The sequence below is a fragment of the Arthrobacter sp. ok909 genome (assembly GCF_900104405.1).
In the GTDB taxonomy this organism is placed as follows: domain Bacteria; phylum Actinomycetota; class Actinomycetes; order Actinomycetales; family Micrococcaceae; genus Arthrobacter; species Arthrobacter humicola.
Genome location: NZ_FNJS01000005.1, coordinates 58,573 through 77,106, shown reverse-complemented (window position 1 = coordinate 77,106; position 18,534 = coordinate 58,573). Strand labels below are relative to the sequence as shown.

The 18,534-nt window shown below is 69.1% G+C and carries 13 protein-coding genes; 10 read left to right on the top strand and 3 right to left on the bottom strand.

All coding sequences use genetic code 11. From position 1 onward, the window contains the following. Nucleotides 1-237: 237 nt before the first annotated feature. Genes BLR03_RS05935 through BLR03_RS05925 form a run of 3 tightly spaced genes read left to right on the top strand, consistent with a single transcriptional unit; the run spans nucleotide 238 to nucleotide 5,997 of the window. Nucleotides 238-780, top strand: coding sequence for a WhiB family transcriptional regulator (locus BLR03_RS05935; RefSeq protein ID WP_091250744.1), 543 nt, complete (start codon nucleotides 238-240; stop codon nucleotides 778-780). Next, nucleotides 780-4,250 (top strand): glycosyltransferase, encoded by a 3,471-nt coding sequence (locus BLR03_RS05930; protein WP_368086945.1) that lies wholly within the window; start codon nucleotides 780-782, stop codon nucleotides 4,248-4,250. Before BLR03_RS05935 ends, BLR03_RS05930 begins: the two co-directional genes overlap by 1 nt. Further along, nucleotides 4,243-5,997 (top strand): DUF5719 family protein, encoded by a 1,755-nt coding sequence (locus BLR03_RS05925; protein ID WP_139184468.1) that lies wholly within the window; start codon nucleotides 4,243-4,245, stop codon nucleotides 5,995-5,997. The genes BLR03_RS05930 and BLR03_RS05925 overlap by 8 nt, the downstream gene beginning before the upstream one ends. A 72-nt stretch (nucleotides 5,998-6,069) precedes the next feature. On the opposite strand, the gene BLR03_RS05920 is transcribed toward BLR03_RS05925, so the two are convergent. Next, nucleotides 6,070-6,621, bottom strand: a complete 552-nt coding sequence (locus BLR03_RS05920; RefSeq protein ID WP_091250739.1) for a metallopeptidase family protein — start codon at nucleotides 6,619-6,621, stop codon at nucleotides 6,070-6,072. A 187-nt stretch (nucleotides 6,622-6,808) separates the two neighbouring features. Between BLR03_RS05920 and BLR03_RS05915 the strand changes: the two genes are divergently transcribed. The 5 genes from BLR03_RS05915 to BLR03_RS05895 all read left to right on the top strand — a co-directional run bounded on the left by BLR03_RS05915 (nucleotide 6,809) and on the right by BLR03_RS05895 (nucleotide 11,933). After that, the gene (locus tag BLR03_RS05915; protein WP_091250737.1) at nucleotides 6,809-7,198 is read left to right on the top strand and encodes a DUF3499 domain-containing protein; all 390 of its coding nucleotides are present in this window, start codon (nucleotides 6,809-6,811) and stop codon (nucleotides 7,196-7,198) included. Between the two features lie 84 nt (nucleotides 7,199-7,282). Continuing rightward, on the top strand, nucleotides 7,283-7,561 hold the full coding sequence (locus tag BLR03_RS05910; protein ID WP_091250734.1) for a Trm112 family protein: 279 nt from the start codon (nucleotides 7,283-7,285) through the stop codon (nucleotides 7,559-7,561). Between the two features lie 158 nt (nucleotides 7,562-7,719). Beyond that, on the top strand, nucleotides 7,720-9,207 hold the full coding sequence (gene ahcY, locus BLR03_RS05905; RefSeq protein ID WP_091250732.1) for an adenosylhomocysteinase: 1,488 nt from the start codon (nucleotides 7,720-7,722) through the stop codon (nucleotides 9,205-9,207). 157 nt (nucleotides 9,208-9,364) lie between these two features. After that, nucleotides 9,365-10,591 carry a L,D-transpeptidase gene (locus tag BLR03_RS05900; RefSeq protein ID WP_091250729.1) on the top strand — a complete coding sequence of 409 codons (1,227 nt, stop codon included), beginning with the start codon at nucleotides 9,365-9,367 and terminating at the stop codon, nucleotides 10,589-10,591. Between the two features lie 166 nt (nucleotides 10,592-10,757). Beyond that, nucleotides 10,758-11,933, top strand: coding sequence for a TIGR01906 family membrane protein (locus tag BLR03_RS05895; RefSeq protein ID WP_175460421.1), 1,176 nt, complete (start codon nucleotides 10,758-10,760; stop codon nucleotides 11,931-11,933). Between the two features lie 75 nt (nucleotides 11,934-12,008). Here the strand turns inward: BLR03_RS05895 and BLR03_RS05890 are convergent, their stop codons facing one another. After that, complete coding sequence (locus tag BLR03_RS05890; protein WP_091250724.1) at nucleotides 12,009-13,838, bottom strand: AMP-dependent synthetase/ligase; 1,830 nt, start codon at nucleotides 13,836-13,838, stop codon at nucleotides 12,009-12,011. 60 nt (nucleotides 13,839-13,898) lie between these two features. Continuing rightward, nucleotides 13,899-15,650, bottom strand: a complete 1,752-nt coding sequence (locus BLR03_RS05885) for a dolichyl-phosphate-mannose--protein mannosyltransferase (protein ID WP_091250722.1) — start codon at nucleotides 15,648-15,650, stop codon at nucleotides 13,899-13,901. Between the two features lie 192 nt (nucleotides 15,651-15,842). Here BLR03_RS05885 and rsmI point away from each other — a divergent pair, with 192 nt between their 5' ends. Both rsmI and BLR03_RS05875 read left to right on the top strand, forming a co-directional pair. Next, nucleotides 15,843-16,664, top strand: a complete 822-nt coding sequence (rsmI, locus tag BLR03_RS05880) for a 16S rRNA (cytidine(1402)-2'-O)-methyltransferase (protein ID WP_091250986.1) — start codon at nucleotides 15,843-15,845, stop codon at nucleotides 16,662-16,664. Between the two features lie 301 nt (nucleotides 16,665-16,965). Then, nucleotides 16,966-18,465: an NAD-dependent succinate-semialdehyde dehydrogenase gene (locus BLR03_RS05875; RefSeq protein WP_091250720.1), complete on the top strand. Its 1,500-nt coding sequence runs from the start codon at nucleotides 16,966-16,968 to the stop codon at nucleotides 18,463-18,465. Nucleotides 18,466-18,534: the final 69 nt, after the last annotated feature.

The window sequence follows — 18,534 nt, the reverse complement described above, 5'->3', positions numbered from 1 at the left end:
CCCAAAAGTGCTCAGTACACTGATTATTCCGCGGGTTCCTGCGGGCGGGGCGGGAAAAATACCGGGCGTGGCGTGCATCCCTTTTGTGTTTCGAGTTGATTATTATCTCCGCCGTGGCTTGACTCCCGGATACTTACACACGTGTAATTAGTTATCTATAGCCACTGCGCATAAACCGGCACTCAACCGAGTGTCCAAGGGGGTCTTGCAGTGGCTGCAAATCAGGAGGGGGACGCCATGGGGCTAGCAGAGCGTATCCATGAAGATGCCGTAGTTGCCGGCCAGGCCACGGCGAAATACCGTTCACGAGGCGTGCCGAGTGACTGGTATGTAGATCCGGCCGATCCGGACGCAGCTGACCGCTACAACGAACACACCAAAGATTCCCTGCAGGACGCGGCTACCGCCTTCCTCGCAGCGCACGATGAACTCCTTGCCGGCCCGGATCAGGACCACGATCCCCTCGACCCGCCCATGGAGCTCCATTCACCCGGCGCCGGTACAATCGCGCAGCCGGTCTGGATCGGGCTCCCGTCCCGGCAGGACTTTGACGATGAGGGCGAGCTCGGCTGGCAGACCGACGCCCTGTGTGCCCAGACAGATCCCGAAGCCTTCTTCCCGGAAAAGGGCGGCTCCACCCGCGACGCCAAGAAAGTCTGCGGCGCCTGCAACGTGCGTTCCCAGTGCCTCGAATACGCCTTGTCCAACGACGAGCGCTTCGGGATCTGGGGAGGCCTCTCCGAGCGCGAGCGGCGCCGGCTTAGGAAGCGAGCAGTCTAATTCTTCAAGAAGTACGAGTCACCGCCGTCGTGGTCTCCCACGACGGCGGTGATTTTCTCCCCAGGACCCTGGCGGCGCTGGCGGCCCAAACACGGCCAGCCGACGCCGTCATTGGTGTCGACACCGGTTCCCGCGACCACTCCGCAACCCTTCTCGAGCAGGCTCTGGGCAAAGCCAACGTCACCGTGTTCGACCACCCCAAATCCGGCATGGGCGGGGCCGTCATGGCCGGGCTCAAGGCCCTCGCGCCGTGGCCTTCGACCGGCGCGGCCGGTGTGGCAGGGGCGGCCGGGACAGGCAGTGCAACCGGTGGAAACACCGACGGCGACGCCGGCCTCGCACCATGCGCCGACTGGATCTGGCTGCTGCATGACGACGCCGCACCGGCCCCCGAGGCCCTCGCGGAACTTCTCCATGCCGTCGAGCGCGCGCCCTCGGTCACGGTGGCAGGCTGCAAGCAACTGGACTGGCAAGCCGAGCGGCGGCTGATCGACGTCGGACTCTCCACGAGCCGCTGGGCCGAGCGCCTGACGCTGATCGACGCCGACGAACTCGACCAGGGCCAGTATGACGGCCGCAGCGACACGTTTGCGGTGAATTCCGCGGGCATGCTGGTCCGCAGGGACATCTGGGAGGAACTCCGCGGCTTTGATCCGGCGCTTCCCGGCAGCGGCGACGACGTCGACTTCTGCTGGCGCAACCGCCTCGCCGGACACCGCGTCGTGGTGGTCCCCAGCGCGAGGATGTTCCATGTGGCGCACCGTCCCCAGGCCCTGGGCAACGCGACCGCCGCTCGCAAGGCGCAGGTCTACTTGCGGCTCAAGCACGCTGCCGGCTGGAAAGTCCCGCTGCACGCCGCCGGCGCACTCCTGGGCAGCCTCTTCAAACTCGTCCTGAGCATTGCAGTCAAGGACCCGGGTTACGGTTTCTCCCAACTTCTTGCCACCTTTGCTGGGCTGGGCCGCCCTGCCGCGGTCATCCGCGGGCGGCGTACCGCAGCGCGCACCCGCCGGATCCGGCGGTCGGTCATGAAAGGGCTGCAGACGCCGCGCCGTGAGGTCTGGGCGCACCGGCGCTCGCTCATCGAAGCGCTGGGCGCGGACGACCTCGCCGACAGTCTCACCGGCGCCGACCCGCTGGCCGACCAGCCCACCGGCGACGCCGACGACTTCGCCGCGATCGCCACCCCGGAGCGCGGCTGGGTGGGCAACGGCGCCCTGCTCGCCGTCCTCATTACGACGGCGGTCTCCCTGGCCGGGCTGCTCAGCCTGTTCCGGGCTCCGGCAGTTGCCGGCGGCGCGCTGATCCCCGTCTCCGTGCGTCTCTCTGAGATCTGGGACCATGCCTCCACCTGGTGGATCAGCCTCGGTGGGGGACTGCCGGGCCACGGCGATCCCTTCGGCTACCTCCTGTGGGTGCTGGGTGTGCTCGGCGCCGGGGACGCCAACGGTGCCGTTGGCTGGCTGTTGATCCTTGCCATGCCACTGTCCGCGCTTGGCGCCTGGTTCGCTGCCGGCGCCCTCACCCGGCGCCGCCGGCTGCGCCTGGCGGCCGCCCTGGTCTGGGCCGGGGCGCCGGCGCTCCAAGTGGCCCTCAACCAGGGCCGGCTGGGTGCCTTGGTGGCGCACGTCACGATCCCGGTCCTCGTCCTGGCGCTGCTCCGGGCGACCGGCACGGCGGCAGGCCACGGCGTCCACGCCGTCCCGGCGCCAGGCCAGCGGCGGCTCACGCCCACGCCGGCCGCCCGCCCCGGCATCAACGGGACCCCCTCGTGGACGGCCGCGGCCGCCGCAGGCCTCGCCCTGGCAGTGCTCACCGCCGCGGCGCCGTCCCTGCTGGTGCCATCGGTGGTCATCATTGCCTTGTGCGGCATGCTCCTGGGCCGCCGCGGCCGCACGGTGTGGTGGGCGCTGCTGCCCAGCCTTGCACTGTTCCTGCCGTTCGCCTTCTCGGTCCTGGACCGGCCGCGGGCGCTCCTGGCCGATCCCGGCATGCCGCTCGGGTTTGACGCCGCTCCGCTCTGGCAACAGGCCCTGGGCCAGCCGCTGAGTTTCAACGCAGGCGCCGGGCTGACCGGACTGAGCGCTTTCGGCGGGTCCGCCGCGGGCTCTGCCGGTCTCGCCGGCCTTCCCTGGGCCCTGCTCTTAGCCTTGCTGCTTGGGCTGCCGGTGCTGCTCCTGGCTCTCGCCGCCTTGTTCATGCCGCGCAGGATCGTCCTGGCGGGACGCACCTGGACTGCCCGTGGCCTGTGGGGGGCGGCGCTCCTGATGCTGGCCGGCGGCTGGCTCGCCGGGCATGTGGCCTCCGGTGCCAGTGCCGACGTCCTGGTCACACCATTCCCCGGCCCCGCCGTTTCGGCTGCGGCCTTCGCGCTGCTTGGGGCCGCTCTCATCGCGGCAGAAGGACTTCTGGACGCCGCGGATCGCGCGGCCGGCACCGGACTGGCCCGGACGATTCTGCTCCGCGGCACCGCGGTGGCCGCGATGTCCCTGCTGCTGGCCGCGCCGCTTGCGGGGTTGGCCGTGTGGACAGCGCAGAACCTGCTGCAGTCCACGGCATTGTCGCCCGCACCGGCAGCCACCCCGGATGCCGCCGGCCTCGGCACTCCGAGGCTCATCCAGCCGGCCCCGGCCCGCACCCTTCCCGCCACGGCGGTGGACCGCGGCGAGGGGCCGGAGCAGGCCAAGACGCTGATCATTGCCAGCAACGAGGACGGAAGCTTCAATGCCTCCCTCATGCGCGGTGCCGGCACCACCCTGGACGGACTGTCCACCATCGCGGCGGCCCGCAACATCATGGGGGAGCCGGGCAAGGAAACAGTCCGCGACGACGACGCCGTGGCCGGATCGCTCCGGAACGTCGTGGCCACCATCGTGGCCGGCGAGGGCGTGGACCCTCGGGCGGACCTCGAAGGACTCGGCGTCGGCTTTGTGGTGCTCCGTGTCGCGGACTCTGCCTCTGAACTGACGGCCAGCCGTATGGACGCTGTTCCGGGCCTGGTCGCCGTCGGCCAGACCGGCGCGGGCTGGCTCTGGCGGGTCACCCCGCTGGACGGGCCCGGGGTCAAGGACTCCGACGTCGCACACCGGGTCCGCGTGGTGGACGGCACAGGGGCGGTGGTCGGACTGCTCCCTTCGGAGGAAGTCTCGGCAACCGGCACCGTACCGGCCGGCCCGGAGGGCCGCCTGGTGGTCCTCGCCGACCGCGCCGATCCGGGCTGGAGCGCCTGGCTCGACGGCCGCCGTCTGACCTCGACGACGTCGGGATGGGCCCAGGCGTTCACGCTGCCCGCCCAGGGCGGCCAGTTGAGCATCCGCTACGAAGCGCCCTGGGCTGTCCTGGCCGGAATCGCGCAGGCCGTTGTCATCGGCCTGACCATTCTCCTGGCCGTGCCCATGCCTGCCCGCCGGTCCAACACCGGCCTGTCCAGGGACGAAGCCTCCCTGCGTAAGGAACATCAGCATGTCTAAGGGCGACACCCCGACCGGCCCGGCCAGCGACACCATCGCGGCCGAGCCTTCCACAGCCGAAACCCCGGCCGCCGGCACGTCTGCGGCTGGTTCGGTCACTGCTGGTCCGGCAACTTCTGTTCCGGCCACTGCTAGTCCGGCTGGCGCCGGAACGAGGCTACGGAAAAAGGGCGCCCCGCGCGGCGGCGTGATCGGCGGTATCCTCTCCGCCGTCGCCCTCGTGGCCGCGGCCGGAGGCCTGGTAGCGGCGGCGTCGCTGACACCGCAAAGCCCCGCCAGCCGGCAACTCGCGGCCCCGGTTGCCTCCGTGCCGGCCGGCAGCAGCGTCGGGGTCTGCCCCGGCCCTGCCCGGCTGCTGGAAGGCACCCCCGTGGGCACCGACCCCCAGTTCAGCCCGGAATCCGCCACCGCGAAGACCGCCGTCAGCGCCGCCGTACTTGGCTCGAGCGCGGGCGTCCTTCCCGCCAGTCGGCTCGCCCCGCTCACGGGGACCCCCCTCGTGGAGATCGCCAAGGGCTCCGCGTCCGGAGCCTCCGCGCCCGCATCCCGCACTCCGGTGCTGCTCGCCGGCGTCGTGGCCCAGCGTGAGGTGGACAACGTCAGCGTCCTCAGTGCCGATCCGCAGGACAACCGCCAGGCGGCTGCCAGCGCGGTCCTGAGCTACGCCGCGGAGGACGGAGACCTGCAGGGCTCCGCGGTCGCCGCCTGCCAGCAACCGGGCAACGATCTCTGGCTCGTCGGTGCCAACACGGCCCTGGGCCGCTCGGCGGTCTTGAACCTCACCAATGCCTCCAGCACGCCGGCCACGGTGAGCCTGGACCTCTTCGGCACCGAGGGCCAGATCCAAGCCCCTGGAAGTCGCGGCCTGCTGGTAGCGCCCGCCAGCACCCGGTCCATAGTCCTGGCCGGGCTCGCGCCGGGACAGGAACGCCTCGGCGTGCGGGTCCGCAGCGCCGGCGGCCCGGTGGCTGCCGTCATCCAGCAAAGCGTGCTCCGCGGCCTCACGCCCGGCGGGGTCGACTTCATCACCCCGGGCGCCGGGCCGTCCGACCGCCAAGTGGTCGCCGGTCTCGACATTCAGGATCCGGCAGGCCTGGCCGCGCTCACGGCGAAGCCCGGCTTCGCCGACGCCGGGCCGGCCCTGGAGATCACGGTCCCCGGGGCGGCCGACGCCGTGGTGGAGATCAAGTTGTACGGACGCGACGGCCAGAAGGCCCTGCCCGGCGGCGGAGTGGTCACGGCGAAGGCGGGCGCCGTCACGGAAGTGTCCCTGGCCGGGGTCCCGGCCGGGGCGTACACCCTGGCGGCCACCTCGGATATCTCCTTCGCGGCTGCAACCCGGCTCACACGGGGGCTGCAGTCGGGGGACGCCGCGGACGTCGCGTTCTCCGCCGCGTCGGCCCGGCTGGGCAGCCAGCACATCGTGCCGGTTCCCCGCGAGGGCGACCGGCAGCTCGTGTTCGGCGCGCCTGACGGCAGCGCGAGTGTCTCCTATGCGCCTATCACCGCGGACGGCAAGATCCGGACCGCCGCCACCGCCGAGATTGCCGGCGGAACCACCGTGTCCATCAAGATCCCCTCGGACGTGGGCGGTTCGCCGCTTGTGGGCTATGTGGTGTCCGCGGCGGGGGACCCGGCATACGGGGCGCTGCTCCTGGGCCGGGACGGGCGGCAGGACATATCCACGGTAGCCGTGGCCCCGGAAGCGGCTGGACAGCGGCAAGTCCCGGTCACGCTCGGGTACTAGGACCGCTCGGTACTGGGACCGCTCGGGTTCACGGTGCCGGGCGGATCGGCGGAGTCCGGTCCCCGGGCGCGGCTAGTACCGGCGGCGGTAGACCGGGTCGAGGGACTCGGGAGGCACTCCGAGCATCTCGGCAGTGTATTCCACGACGACGTCGTGCACCAGGTCCTGGAGTTCATCCCGGGTTCCGCACGCCTGCTCCACCACCCTGCGGTACAGCGTGATGACCGGTCCCTCCTCGGCCGTCGCGGCCGTGAAGGCGCCCATCGGCGCCGGAGTGCGGTCCGCCACGAGCTGTTCCAGGCCGGGAGGGATCTCGTCGACGGCAAAGCGGACGCCGTCGAGGGGTTTGCCCCAGATGTCGTGCAGCCGCTGGGCCGAGTCCAGGACGAAGTCGTCGAAGCGGTCGGAGCGGGTCCGGTAGCCGGGCAGCGTCGGGAGCATCAGCTCGCCGCGAAGCCCCCGGCCGTGCCGGTTTCTGCGGCGCTGCCGGAAGCTCTTTCCCCGGACAGCGAGAGGCGACCCGGCCGCGGGTGCGCCAGCGGGGGCGGAACCGGCGCCTAAGTCTCCGGCGTCGGGGTCAGCCAACCGGACCGTGAAACCCGAATCGTGGTGCGATGACTGCATATCTTGACTCTAAACCCGCGGAATGATTTACGCGATATGGGCCCTTCGGCGAGCCGCCACGGCCGCCCAACGCACTCCCGGGGCAGCCCTACGGCACTCCCGCGGCATTGCTGCGGCACACCTGCGGCACTCCGAAGGGTGGTTCAATGCGCGGCCCCCGGCCTGAGGGGGAGTAGTCTGTGATGTCGTGGGTGCTATTCGTCTTTGTTCGAGGTCTGCCTGCCGCAATTCTGCGGTGGCCACTTTGACGTACGTCTACGCCGACTCCACGGCAGTCCTGGGCCCGCTTGCCACCTACGCTGAACCGCACTGCTACGACTTGTGCGAACAGCACGCTGACTCGCTGACGGTCCCGCGCGGCTGGGAGGTCATGCGCCTGGCGATGCCGGCGACGCCGGCCGGTCCCGGCCCGGACGACCTCCTGGCCCTCGCCAACGCCGTCCGCGAGGCCGCCTCCCGTCCGGCCGCGGCGGAACCGGCAAAGGGGCAGCGCACCCTGCACCCGGCCCTGGAAGCCCCGGCCCCGGCCGAAGGCACCCGGCGCGGGCATCTGCGCGTCCTGCGAGAACCTTCCTAACGCGCCAACTGGCGGTAGGGTGGAAACTGCAAAAAGCCGTAAGCCACCGGCGCCTTCCGCGGCGCCCATCAGGGAGCGTCCACTATGCCCAAGCTCAGTCCCGAACTCTTGTCTGTCCTGCGATGCCCCGTCACCGGGTCCGCCTTGGAGCAGGAAGGCGACGAGCTCGTCACCGTCACGGCCGGCGAGTCCGGGGACAAGCTGCGCTACCGGATTGAGGACGGCATCCCGCTGCTACTGCCTCCGGAACTCCTGCCCGCCGCCGCGGCGGCTCCCGCTGACCAGCACGACGCAGGCCAGCACGACGCAGGCCAGCACGACGCAGGCCAGCACGACGCCGCCCCGCGCCACGCAGCGGAATAGCCAGTCCGCACGAAACGGCCCGCACCAGGAGACGAACAAAAAACTGCCGGACACCCATCGGGGACGCCTCCGGCCGCGAATGACTGCTTAGAGCCAGAACTGCCCGGAATAACCCAGCTTCAGACACGCAACGTCACCGGCCACAACAAAGGATTCACATGACTTTCGATTACAAGATTGCGGACATTTCCCTGGCCGAGGCGGGCCGCCACCAGATCCGCCTCGCCGAGCACGAGATGCCCGGACTTATGTCCCTGCGCGAGGAATTCGGCGCCAGCCAGCCGCTCAAGGGCGCCAGGATCGCCGGATCGCTGCACATGACGGTCCAGACCGCGGTGCTGATCGAGACCCTCACCGCCCTCGGCGCGGAAGTCCGCTGGGCTTCCTGCAATATCTTCTCCACCCAGGACGAGGCCGCGGCAGCCGTCGTGGTCGGCCAGGGCACCGTGGAGGACCCGCAGGGCGTCCCCGTCTTCGCCTGGAAGGGCGAGACGCTGGAGGAATACTGGTGGACGGCCCAGCAGATCCTCACCTGGCCCGGCGCCGACGCCAACCCCGAGCTGGGTCCGAACATGATCCTGGACGACGGCGGCGACGCCACCATGCTCGTGCACAAGGGCGTCGAATTCGAGGCCGCCGGTGCCGTGCCCGCCGCCGCCGAGGACGAGTCCGAGGAAGGCCGGATCTTCATGGACGTGCTGCGCGCCTCCCTCGCAACCGACCCGCAGAAGTGGACCCGCATCGGCTCGCTCCTGCTCGGCGTCACCGAGGAGACGACCACCGGTGTGCACCGCCTGTACCAGCTCGCCGAGCAGGGCAAGCTGCTCTTCCCGGCGATCAACGTCAACGACTCCGTCACCAAGAGCAAGTTCGACAACAAGTACGGCATCCGCCACTCCCTGCCTGACGGGATCAACCGCGCCACCGACGTCCTGATGGGCGGCAAGGTCGCCGTCGTCTGCGGGTACGGCGACGTCGGCAAGGGCGCCGCTGAGGCCTTCCGCGGCCAGGGTTCACGCGTGATCGTGACCGAAATCGATCCGATCTGCGCGCTCCAGGCAGCCATGGACGGTTACCAGGTGGCGAAGCTCGAATCCGTCCTCAGCGAGGGCCACATCTTCATCACCACCACAGGCAACAAAGATGTCATCATGGCCGAGCACATGGCGGGCATGCGGGACAAGGCGATCGTGGGCAACATCGGCCACTTCGACAACGAGATCGACATGGCCGGCCTGGCCCGGATCCCGGGCATCAAGAAGGTCGAGATCAAGCCGCAGGTGCACGAGTGGGTCTTCCCCGCCGATCCTGAAACGGGAAAGAGCAGTCGCTCCATCATCGTGCTCTCCGAGGGCCGCCTGCTGAACCTCGGCAACGCCACCGGCCACCCGTCGTTCGTCATGAGCAACTCCTTCGCCAACCAGACGATCGCCCAGATCGAACTGTTCACGAAAGCAGGCCAGCCCGAGGGCGAGCGCGAATACGAGAAGCAGGTCTACGTCCTGCCGAAGATCCTGGACGAGAAGGTCGCCCGCCTGCACCTGGGTGCCCTCGACGTGGAGCTGACCGAACTGTCCAAGGAACAGGCCGAGTACCTGGACGTCGAGGTCGCCGGGCCGTACAAACCCGAGCACTACCGCTACTAGGAAACCCTCCAAAGGGCCCCGGACAACGGTCCGGGGCCCTTTGTTGTGACCGTTTTGGGGGCCCTTTTGTAACCGGATCGTGGTGTAACCCGACAAGGGTTCCAAGGTAACTCCCTTATGCTGGCAGGATGACGTGTGGAAACGCCCGGGTCCTGTGATGGCCCTGAAAACCTGGAGTACCGGCCGAAAAATCGCCCTGGTGGGGGTGGTCTGCGCCCTGGCAGCCGGCGGCGGGGCCTTCGCCGCGGCCGCCCCGGGGCTGGCCCAGTCGGGGATTTACTCTGAGGCCGGATCGCCGGCACGGACGACGCCGGGCCTTGCAGATCCGGTGGTGGCTCCCGCGGAACTCGCCGTCGCTCCCGATGACGGCGCCAAGCAGGTCAACCCCGCGGCGCCGGTGTCCCTGAAGGTGACGAACGGCCGGATTGACCGGGTGGCCCTCACGAGCGACGACGGCGAGACCATTGACGGGACCCAGAGCGCGGACGGTTCCGCCTGGACGTCCGCCGGCAACCTGAAGTTCAATACCCGGTACAACTACACATACTCCGTGCTGGACGGCGCCGGACGCACCACCCACAACACCCGCTCGTTCACGACGGTCTCCACGGCAAACGAGGCCGACGCCGCCATCTACCCGCTGGACGGGATGAAGGTGGGCGTGGCCCAGCCCCTGCAGATCACCTTCAGCGAGCCGGTCCTGAACCGGGACGCCGTCGAAAAAGCCATCAAGATCACCTCCACCTCCGGCCAGGTGGGTGCTTTCCACTGGTACAACAACAACACCGTCAGGTACCGGCCGGAGGCCTTCTGGGCCGCCAACAGCACCATCACGATGGACATGAAGCTCTTCGGCGTCGAACTGGGCAACGGGCAGGTCGGCAACTTCAACAAGACGGTCACCGTTCATATCGGGGACAAGAAGGTGGCGGTCGCCGACGCCAAGGCCCACACGTTCTCGGTCAGCATCAACGACAAGCCGGCAGGGCAGTGGCCGGCGACCATGGGCGACACTCGTTTCCCCTCGGCCCGCGGCTACCTCGTCCTGATGGAAAAGCACCGTGTGGAGCACATGGACGCCTCCACCATCGGACTCAAACCGGGGGACCCGGCCTACTACGGCCAGCTGGACGTAAACTACGCCACGCGCCTGACGCCCAGCGGGGAGTTCATTCACCAGGCCACGGACTCCGCATTGCCCTTCATCGGCAAGACGAACCTCTCCCACGGCTGCATCGGTCTGGGCCCGGACGGCGCGCAGTGGGTCTTCGACAACATGACCACGGGCGACGTCGTCCAGGTGGTCAACACCGAGGGCGACTTTGCCAACTTCGATGACGGCTTCGGGGACTGGAATATCCCGTGGGCCCAATACGCCAACTGACGGGGTGGCACCTCGCCGAGCCTCATCCCGTGACGGTAGGCTCGGAGCCAGATAAGTTGCGCAGCCGGGCGCAGGCCGGGCAGCGCGGAAGCCTACGGAAGCGAAGCTCCACGTGACTGACACAAGTCCTACCCCTCCCGACCGGCCGGATCCGAACCTGGATCCTATGGACGACACCGACGAGCCGGCTTTTGACTGGATGAAACCGGCCGCTGCAACCAGGCCCGCCGGGGGCTCTGCAACCACGTCCGCCGCCACGGCTGCGGCGGCGGGCACGTCCGCCGCGAAGAAGGACGACGTCGGCGGGGGAGCAGCCGTCGGGGCGGCAGCGCCGTCGTCGGCGTCCACAACAAGCCAGCCGGAGAGCCGAGCCGACCGCAAGGCGGCCGAGGCCGCCGTCGTCCGCCCGGGCACCGCGTCCGACGAGCCGCTGCAGACCTCGGCCCTGCAGATCCGTCCTCCGCAGGAGGAGGTTGAGCGCCGCAATGCCGAACGCGAACAGGCGGCCAAGGCCAAGCCTGTCCTCCCGCGGGTGATGCAGGTGATGCTCGCCGTGTTCTACCCGGTCATCCTGCTGGTGCTGGCCGTCCGCGCCGTCACCAGCCCCTTGTTCCTCTGGGTGGAATACAACCGCCCGGGCTTCCCCGGGGACGGCTACGGCTTCAGCACCGATGACCGCATGACCTACGGCTCCTACGCCGTGGACTACCTCAGCAACTGGTCGGGTCCGCGCTATCTCGGCGATCTCGTCGGCCAAAGCGGGGACCGTCTGTTCAAGGACGGCGAAGTCAGCCACATGGCCGACGTCAAGACAGTCATCCTGTCGACGTTCGGTGCAGGCACCCTGTTGATCCTGCTGAGCTTGGTCGCCGTGATTTACCTGAAGCGGCGCCGCAACGGGGGAGTCCGCCGCGGCCTGTTCGCCGGCTCGATCATTTCGCTGGCGATCATCATCGGCCTCGGAACCCTCGCCGTGCTCGGCTGGGAGCAGTTCTTCACCGACTTCCACCGTATTTTCTTCGCCAACGGGACTTGGACCTTTACGCTTCAGGACACCCTGATCCGGTTGTTCCCGGGCCAGTTCTGGATGGACGCCGGGATGGTGATCGGCGGCCTGGTCCTGCTTGCCTCGCTGGTGACCCTGATCCTGACCTGGCCCACACGCCGGCGCCGCGGCCTTGGCCGGAAGGCAGCCGCCGGGTCCAAGGACACCGGCGCTGCGGCCGCAGGCAGCACGCCAGACAGCCCCGCAGCCGGCCAGACGGACGCCCCGGCCGGCCGCGACGGCGACAGTTCCGGCGACAGCGCACCGGACACGGAGCGCACCCGCCACACCGTCTGAGTAGCAGAAACGGCCGGCACCTTTGTGCCGGCCGTTTCGCTGCCCCGGCCGGTTCAGGGCGGCGCGTGTCGGGGCTCAGCCGTAGATGCGGTTGATGTGCTCCTCGTAGTCCCGCACGACGGCGTCCCGCTTGAGTTTGAGCGAGGGTGTCAGGTGCCCTGATTCGACCGTGAAGTCGGCGTCCAGGATGACGAAGCTGCGGATGGATTCAGCCTTGGAGACCAGCAGGTTCGCTTCATCGATGGCGCCTTGGATCGAGGCCCGCACCATCTCGTCCGCAGCGGCCTCGGCCGGAGTCATGACGGGCACCTTCCGGGCGGTGCACCAGTTGCGGAGCCCTTCCGGGTCCAAGTTGATCAGGGCCGACACGAACGGCCGGCCGTCACCGATCACGACGGCCTGCCCTACCAGCTGGTGCTCGCGGATCTTCTCCTCGAGCGGGCCGGGGGCCACGTTCTTGCCGCTGGCCGTCACCAGCAAGTCCTTCTTGCGCCCGGTGATGGTCAGGAAACCGTCCTCATCGAGGGAGCCCAGGTCCCCGGTGCGGAAGAAGCCGTCCACGAAGGCTTCCGCGTTGGCGGCCTCGTTGGCGTGGTAACCCTTGAAGACCCCGATGCCCTTGACCAGGATCTCGCCGTCGTCGGCCACCCGGATGGTGGTTCCCGGCACCGGGATACCGACCGTCCCCACCTTGGTCCGTGCCGGCGTGTTGGCCGTGCACGGCGCCGTGGTTTCGGTCAGGCCGTAGCCTTCGAGGACGGGGATGCCGGCGCCGCGGAAGAAATGGGCGTCACTGGAGCTCAGCGGACTGGCCCCGGAGACCGTGTACCGCAGCTGGCCGCCGAAGGCCTCCCGGAGCCTGGGGTAGAACAGCCGGTCAAAGAGTCCGTGCCGGACCTTCAGGATCCGTCCGGGGCCCTTCCCGTCGCCCCGGGAGGCGGCATCCAGCGCCCTGGAGTAGTCGACCGCGGCCGACGCTGCGGCCGTGAACACACGCCCCTTGCCGGCCGCGGCGGCCTTTTGCGCGGCGCCGGCATAGACCTTTTCGAAGATCCGGGGGACCACCAGCAGGAACGTGGGTTTGAAACTGGCCAGGTCCTCCAGGAGTTCATTGGCGCTTGCGGTGTGACCGACGGTGGCGCCGGAGCTCAGGCAGATCACCTGGACCGCACGGGCCAGGACGTGCGCGAGGGGCAGGAACATCAAGGTCCGGGAACGCGGTTGCATGAGGATCTCGGGAAGGAGGAGGACGATGTTCTTGGCGACGAGGGCGAAGTTGGCGTGCGTGATCTCGCAGCCCTTGGGCCTGCCCGTGGTGCCCGAGGTGTAGACCAGCGACGCGACGTCGGCGAGGGACGCGGCGCTCCGGTGGCGCTCGAGTTCGGCGTCAGTCACCCCGGTGCCGGCTGCGGCGAGACTCGCCAGGTTCGGTGCGGCGCCGTCGTTGTCCATCCGGACGACGGCAACAAGCCGGTCGCCGAGGACTGTGGACGCGTCCAGAACGCCCTGGACCAGGGCCGCCTTAGCCTGGTCTTCAACGAACACGCGCCGTGCCCCCGAGTCGTGGAGGATCCACTCGACCTGGCTGGCGGAGGAGGTCTCGTACACCGGAACCGTGACGCCGCCGGCAAACCAGATGGCAAAGTCCACCACTGTCCACTCATACCGGGTCGCTGACATGACCGCCACAGTGTCGCCCGGGGTGAGTCCGCCGGCAATCAGGCCCTTGGCCAGGGCGGTGACCTGGTCCAGGAAGTGCTGGACCGGGACGTCGGTCCAGCCGCCGGGACCCTTGCGGGAGTAGAGGGCGTGCACGGGATCCTTCGCGTGCTGCTCCAGGAGCAGGTCGGTCACGTTGCTCTCCGGGTCCAGCTCCACGAGCAGTCCGGTGCTTGCTTCTCTCACAGCCGAGTCTCCATTCCTGGTCCGCCCGGAGTTCGGCGGACTTTCCCCTGCAATCCTGCCTTAGATCCAGGAAGGCATCCACATGCGCAGGCGCCATTCCTGGTACGGGATCACCTCGCCGGTCCAGACCGGGTAGAAGAACGCGGACAGCAGCACGGCGGCCACCACAAACAGCGCAACCAGGCAGAACCCGGACCGCCGCCGCCAGAGGGGGTCGCTGCGCTGGCCAAAGACCAGTCCCAGGCAATAGACCAGCGCCAGCACCAGGAACGGTTCGAAGGACACGGCGTAGAAGAAGAAGGTGGTGCGCTCCGGGTACATGAACCAGGGGAGGTAGCCGGCCGCCACCCCGGCCAGGACCGCGCCGGCGCGCCAGTCGCGGCGGGCCGCCCACCAGAACAGCAGGATGACCAGAGACACGGCCGCGCCCCACCAGATCAGCGGGTTGCCTACCGAGAGGATGGCGGAGGTGCAGTTGCTGAGGTCGCACCCGGGGGTGCCCTTGGCGGGAGATTCATAGAAGAAGGACGTCGGCCGCCCCATGACCAGCCAGGTCCAGGCACTGGCCTCGTAAGGGTGGTCGGAGCTCAGGCCCTGATGGAACTTGTACGCCTCCAGGTGGTAGTGCGCCAGGGACCGCACAGCGTTCGGCAGCCAGCCCCACTCGGCCGAGGGGTTGGCCTCGGCCCAGTGCCGGAAGTACGCGTCCTTGGACAGGAACCAGCCCGTCCATGTGAAGCCATAGACCACCGCAGCCACCGGAACGATGGTCAGGAAGGCCGGGACGCCGTCTTTGAGGATGCCGCCGCTGATCCAGGCGTGCACGCCGGCGATGCGGCGCGCGCTGAGGTCCCAGAACACGGTCAGCAGGCCGAAACCGGCCATGAAAAACAGCCCGGACCATTTCGTCCCCACGGCCAGACCCAGGCAGACGCCTGCCGCGAGTCGCCACCAGCGGATGCCGAGCCAGGGTCCGGACGTGAGCTGCAGCGCCGAGGGACGTCCCGCGGGAGAAGCAGCGGCCTCCCGGCCGAGCCGGGCCGCCAGACGCCGCCGGCCGTCGTCGCGGTCCATCAGCAGGGCACCGAACGCGGCAAGGAGCCAGAACATGAGGAAGATGTCCAGCAGCGAGGTCCGGGACATCACAAGGTGGTGGCCGTCCACGGCAAGCAGGACGCCGGCAACCGCGCCCAGCGTCAGGGAGCGGAAGAGTTTTTGCGCGATCAAAGCCAACAGGAAGATGGACAGGGTCCCCGTCAGGGCCGCACCGAACCGCCAGCCGAAGGGGTTGTCCGCGCCGAACAGCCACATGCCCGCGGCAATCATCCACTTGCCGACCGGCGGGTGCACCACATACTCCGGGGAGTTCAGGAGCACGCCGGGGTTGCCTGCAATGAAGGAGTCGTTCGCCCGGTCGGGCCAGCTCCGCTCGTAGCCGCTGACCAACAACGAATACGCGTCTTTGACGTAGTAGGTTTCGTCAAAGACCAGGTTGCGGGGTGTGTCCAGCCGGACGAACCGCAGGATGCCGCCCAGCGCCGCCGTGAGGGCGGGAATGAGCCAGTACCAGAGCCGCAGCGACGCCGGGTAGTCCCGCCAGCTTTGGATGCTGCCGATCAGGCGGTCCTTGAGTGCCTCCGTGGTGAAAGCCTCGGCGGGGCGGCCGATCCAGCGGTGCCCCTCGAGATTGCGGCCGGTGCGGACGCGGCCGCGGGCCTGGCTGCCGGCGCTGCCGCTGTTCGGCCCTGTTGACGGCGATGCGGCGGCACCGGCCTCGGGCGGGAGCGTGGGGGTCTGGGTCACGTTGCCCATGCTACCTTTCGCGGCTGTGCTCGTCGGGCCGTGCCCCGGCGGCAGTAGGCTGGTCATGTGGACCACGAACCGAGTACTTCCCCCCAACTTGATCTTCGCTCCGAAGACAGCACCGACGGCGCCCTTCCCGTTGACGAAGCCGCGCCCGGCACTGTTCCGGCCGCTGGTCCGGCCGTTGGCGGACCCGGCCGCATCGTCCTCGCGGCGACGCCGATCGGAAACACCGGCGACGCCTCGGCGCGGCTCGTGGAGCTGCTCACGACGGCGGACATCGTCGCCGCCGAGGATACGCGGCGGCTGCACCGGCTCGTGCAGACCCTGGGTATCACGGTGGGCGGCCGGATCATCAGCTATCACGAGCACAATGAGGCCGCCAAGACGGCTGACCTGCTGGATCAGGTCAGGTCCGGCAAGACCCTGGTCATGGTGACCGACGCCGGCATGCCGTCCGTCTCGGACCCGGGGTTCCGGCTGGTTGAAGGCGCTGTAGCGGCCGGCCTCACCGTCACCGCGGCACCCGGGCCCTCCGCCGTGCTGACCGCCTTGGCCCTGTCCGGCCTGCCGACCGACCGCTTTTGCTTCGAAGGATTCCTGCCCCGCAAGGCAGGCGAACGCTCCTCGCGGCTGGCAGACCTCGACGCCGAGCGGCGCACCATGGTGTTTTTCGAGGCGCCGCACCGGCTGGAGCCGATGCTGAGGGCGCTGCGGGAACGCTTCGGCGCCGACCGCCGGGCCGCCGTCTGCCGGGAACTTACGAAAACGTATGAAGAAGTCATCCGCGGCACCCTGCGCGAACTGCTCGAATGGGCGGAGTCCAACGAGGTGCGCGGCGAAATCGCCGTGGTGGTGGGCGGTGCTCCTGAGCGCGAACCGGGCCGCCCCGAGGACCACGTGGCCGCCGTCAACGGCCTGATCGCCCAGGGCATCCGGCTGAAGGAAGCCGTCGCCGCGGTGGCCGAGGACGCGAAAGTCAGCAAGCGCGAACTCTACTCCGCGGTGCTCGCCGCGCGGTGATCCCGGAGGCAGGTTCCGGGGCGGCCCGGGGCCTCGCCGGCCGCAGCGGGCCGGGTTCGCCATGGGTTGTGCAGCTGCACAGCATTATCCGGATCGGGTAGTGCGCGCATGCATAGACTTGCCCGTGAGCGCGGCAGTACCGTGGCAGTAATCCAGGCGGCCGGCCCTACGGGAACGAGCGCCTCAACCGGCACGCAGTGCCAATAAAGCCGCAGTGCCAATTAATCAGTGCCAACAAACTAGAGCCAAAAAGCTAGTGCCACAAACTAGTGCCAACCGAATTGCTGACGAGGGAGTCGTTGTGACTGTAACTGCCCAGCCTATTGTTTCCGCGGAGCGGGAGAAGGCCCTGCTGGCCTCGGTCCCGACGGGCCTGCTGATCAACGGCGAATGGCGTCCGGCCGCGTCCGGGAAGACCTTCCAGGTCGAGGACCCCGCCACTGGCCAGGTGCTTCTGAGCATCGCCGACGCCGGCCCCGAGGACGGCAAGGCGGCCCTGGACGCCGCCGCCGCCGCGCAGGAGTCCTGGGCGAAGGTCCCGTCGCGCGAACGCGGGGAGATCCTGCGCCGCGCGTTCGAACTCGTGACCGAGCGGGCCGAGGACTTCGCGCTGCTGATGACCCTGGAGATGGGCAAGCCGCTGGCCGAGGCCCGCGGCGAGGTCACCTATGGCGCGGAGTTCCTGCGGTGGTTCTCCGAGGAAGCCGTCCGCGCGTTCGGCCGCTACTCTGTGTCCCCGGATGGGAAGTCCCGGCTGCTGGTGACCAAGAAGCCGGTGGGCCCGTGCCTGCTGATCACGCCGTGGAACTTCCCGCTGGCCATGGCCACCCGCAAGATCGCCCCGGCCGTCGCCGCCGGCTGCACGATGGTGCTCAAGTCCGCGAACCTGACCCCGCTGACTTCCCAGCTGTTCGCGGCCGTGATGGTCGAGGCCGGCCTGCCCGCCGGTGTCCTGAACGTCATCCCGACCTCCACGGCCGGCGCCACGACGGGGCCGCTGATCAAGGATCAGCGCCTGCGGAAGCTGTCCTTCACCGGCTCCACGGAGGTCGGCCGCCGGCTGCTCGCCGATGCCTCCGAGACGGTCCTGCGGACCTCGATGGAGCTCGGCGGGAACGCCCCGTTCGTTGTGTTCGAGGACGCCGACGTCGATGCCGCCGTCGCGGGTGCGATGCTGGCGAAGCTGCGGAACATGGGCGAGGCCTGCACCGCGGCCAACCGGTTCATCGTGCACGAGTCCGTCGCGGACGAGTTCGCGGAGAAGTTCGCCGCGAAAATGAAGGACATGACCACCGGCCGCGGCACCGAGGCCGAGTCCAAGGTCGGCCCGCTCATCGATGCCAAGAGCCGGGACAAGGTCCACGAACTCGTCACCGACGCCGTCGCCTCCGGTGCGGTCGCGGTGACCGGCGGCTCCGCCGTCGAGGGCCCGGGCTACTTCTACCAGCCGACGATCCTCAAGGGCGTCACCGAGGGCACCCGGATCCTGTCCGAGGAAATCTTCGGCCCCGTCGCCCCGATCATCACCTTCGACACCGAGAACGAGGCCGTCCGGCTCGCGAACAACACCGAATACGGGCTCGTGGCCTACGTCTTCACCCGGGACCTGAACCGGGGCATCCGGATGGGCGAACGCCTCGAAACCGGCATGCTCGGCCTGAACGCGGGCGTCGTCTCCAACGCCGCCGCCCCGTTCGGCGGCGTCAAGCAGTCCGGCCTGGGCCGCGAAGGCGGCCTGGAGGGCATCGAGGAATACCTCTACACCCAGTACATCGGCATCGCCGACCCCTACGCAGGCTAGGCGCAGGGAGCACCCGGGCCCCGGATTCGCTGACGCGGATCCGCTGACGCGGGACGGCTGACGCGGGCC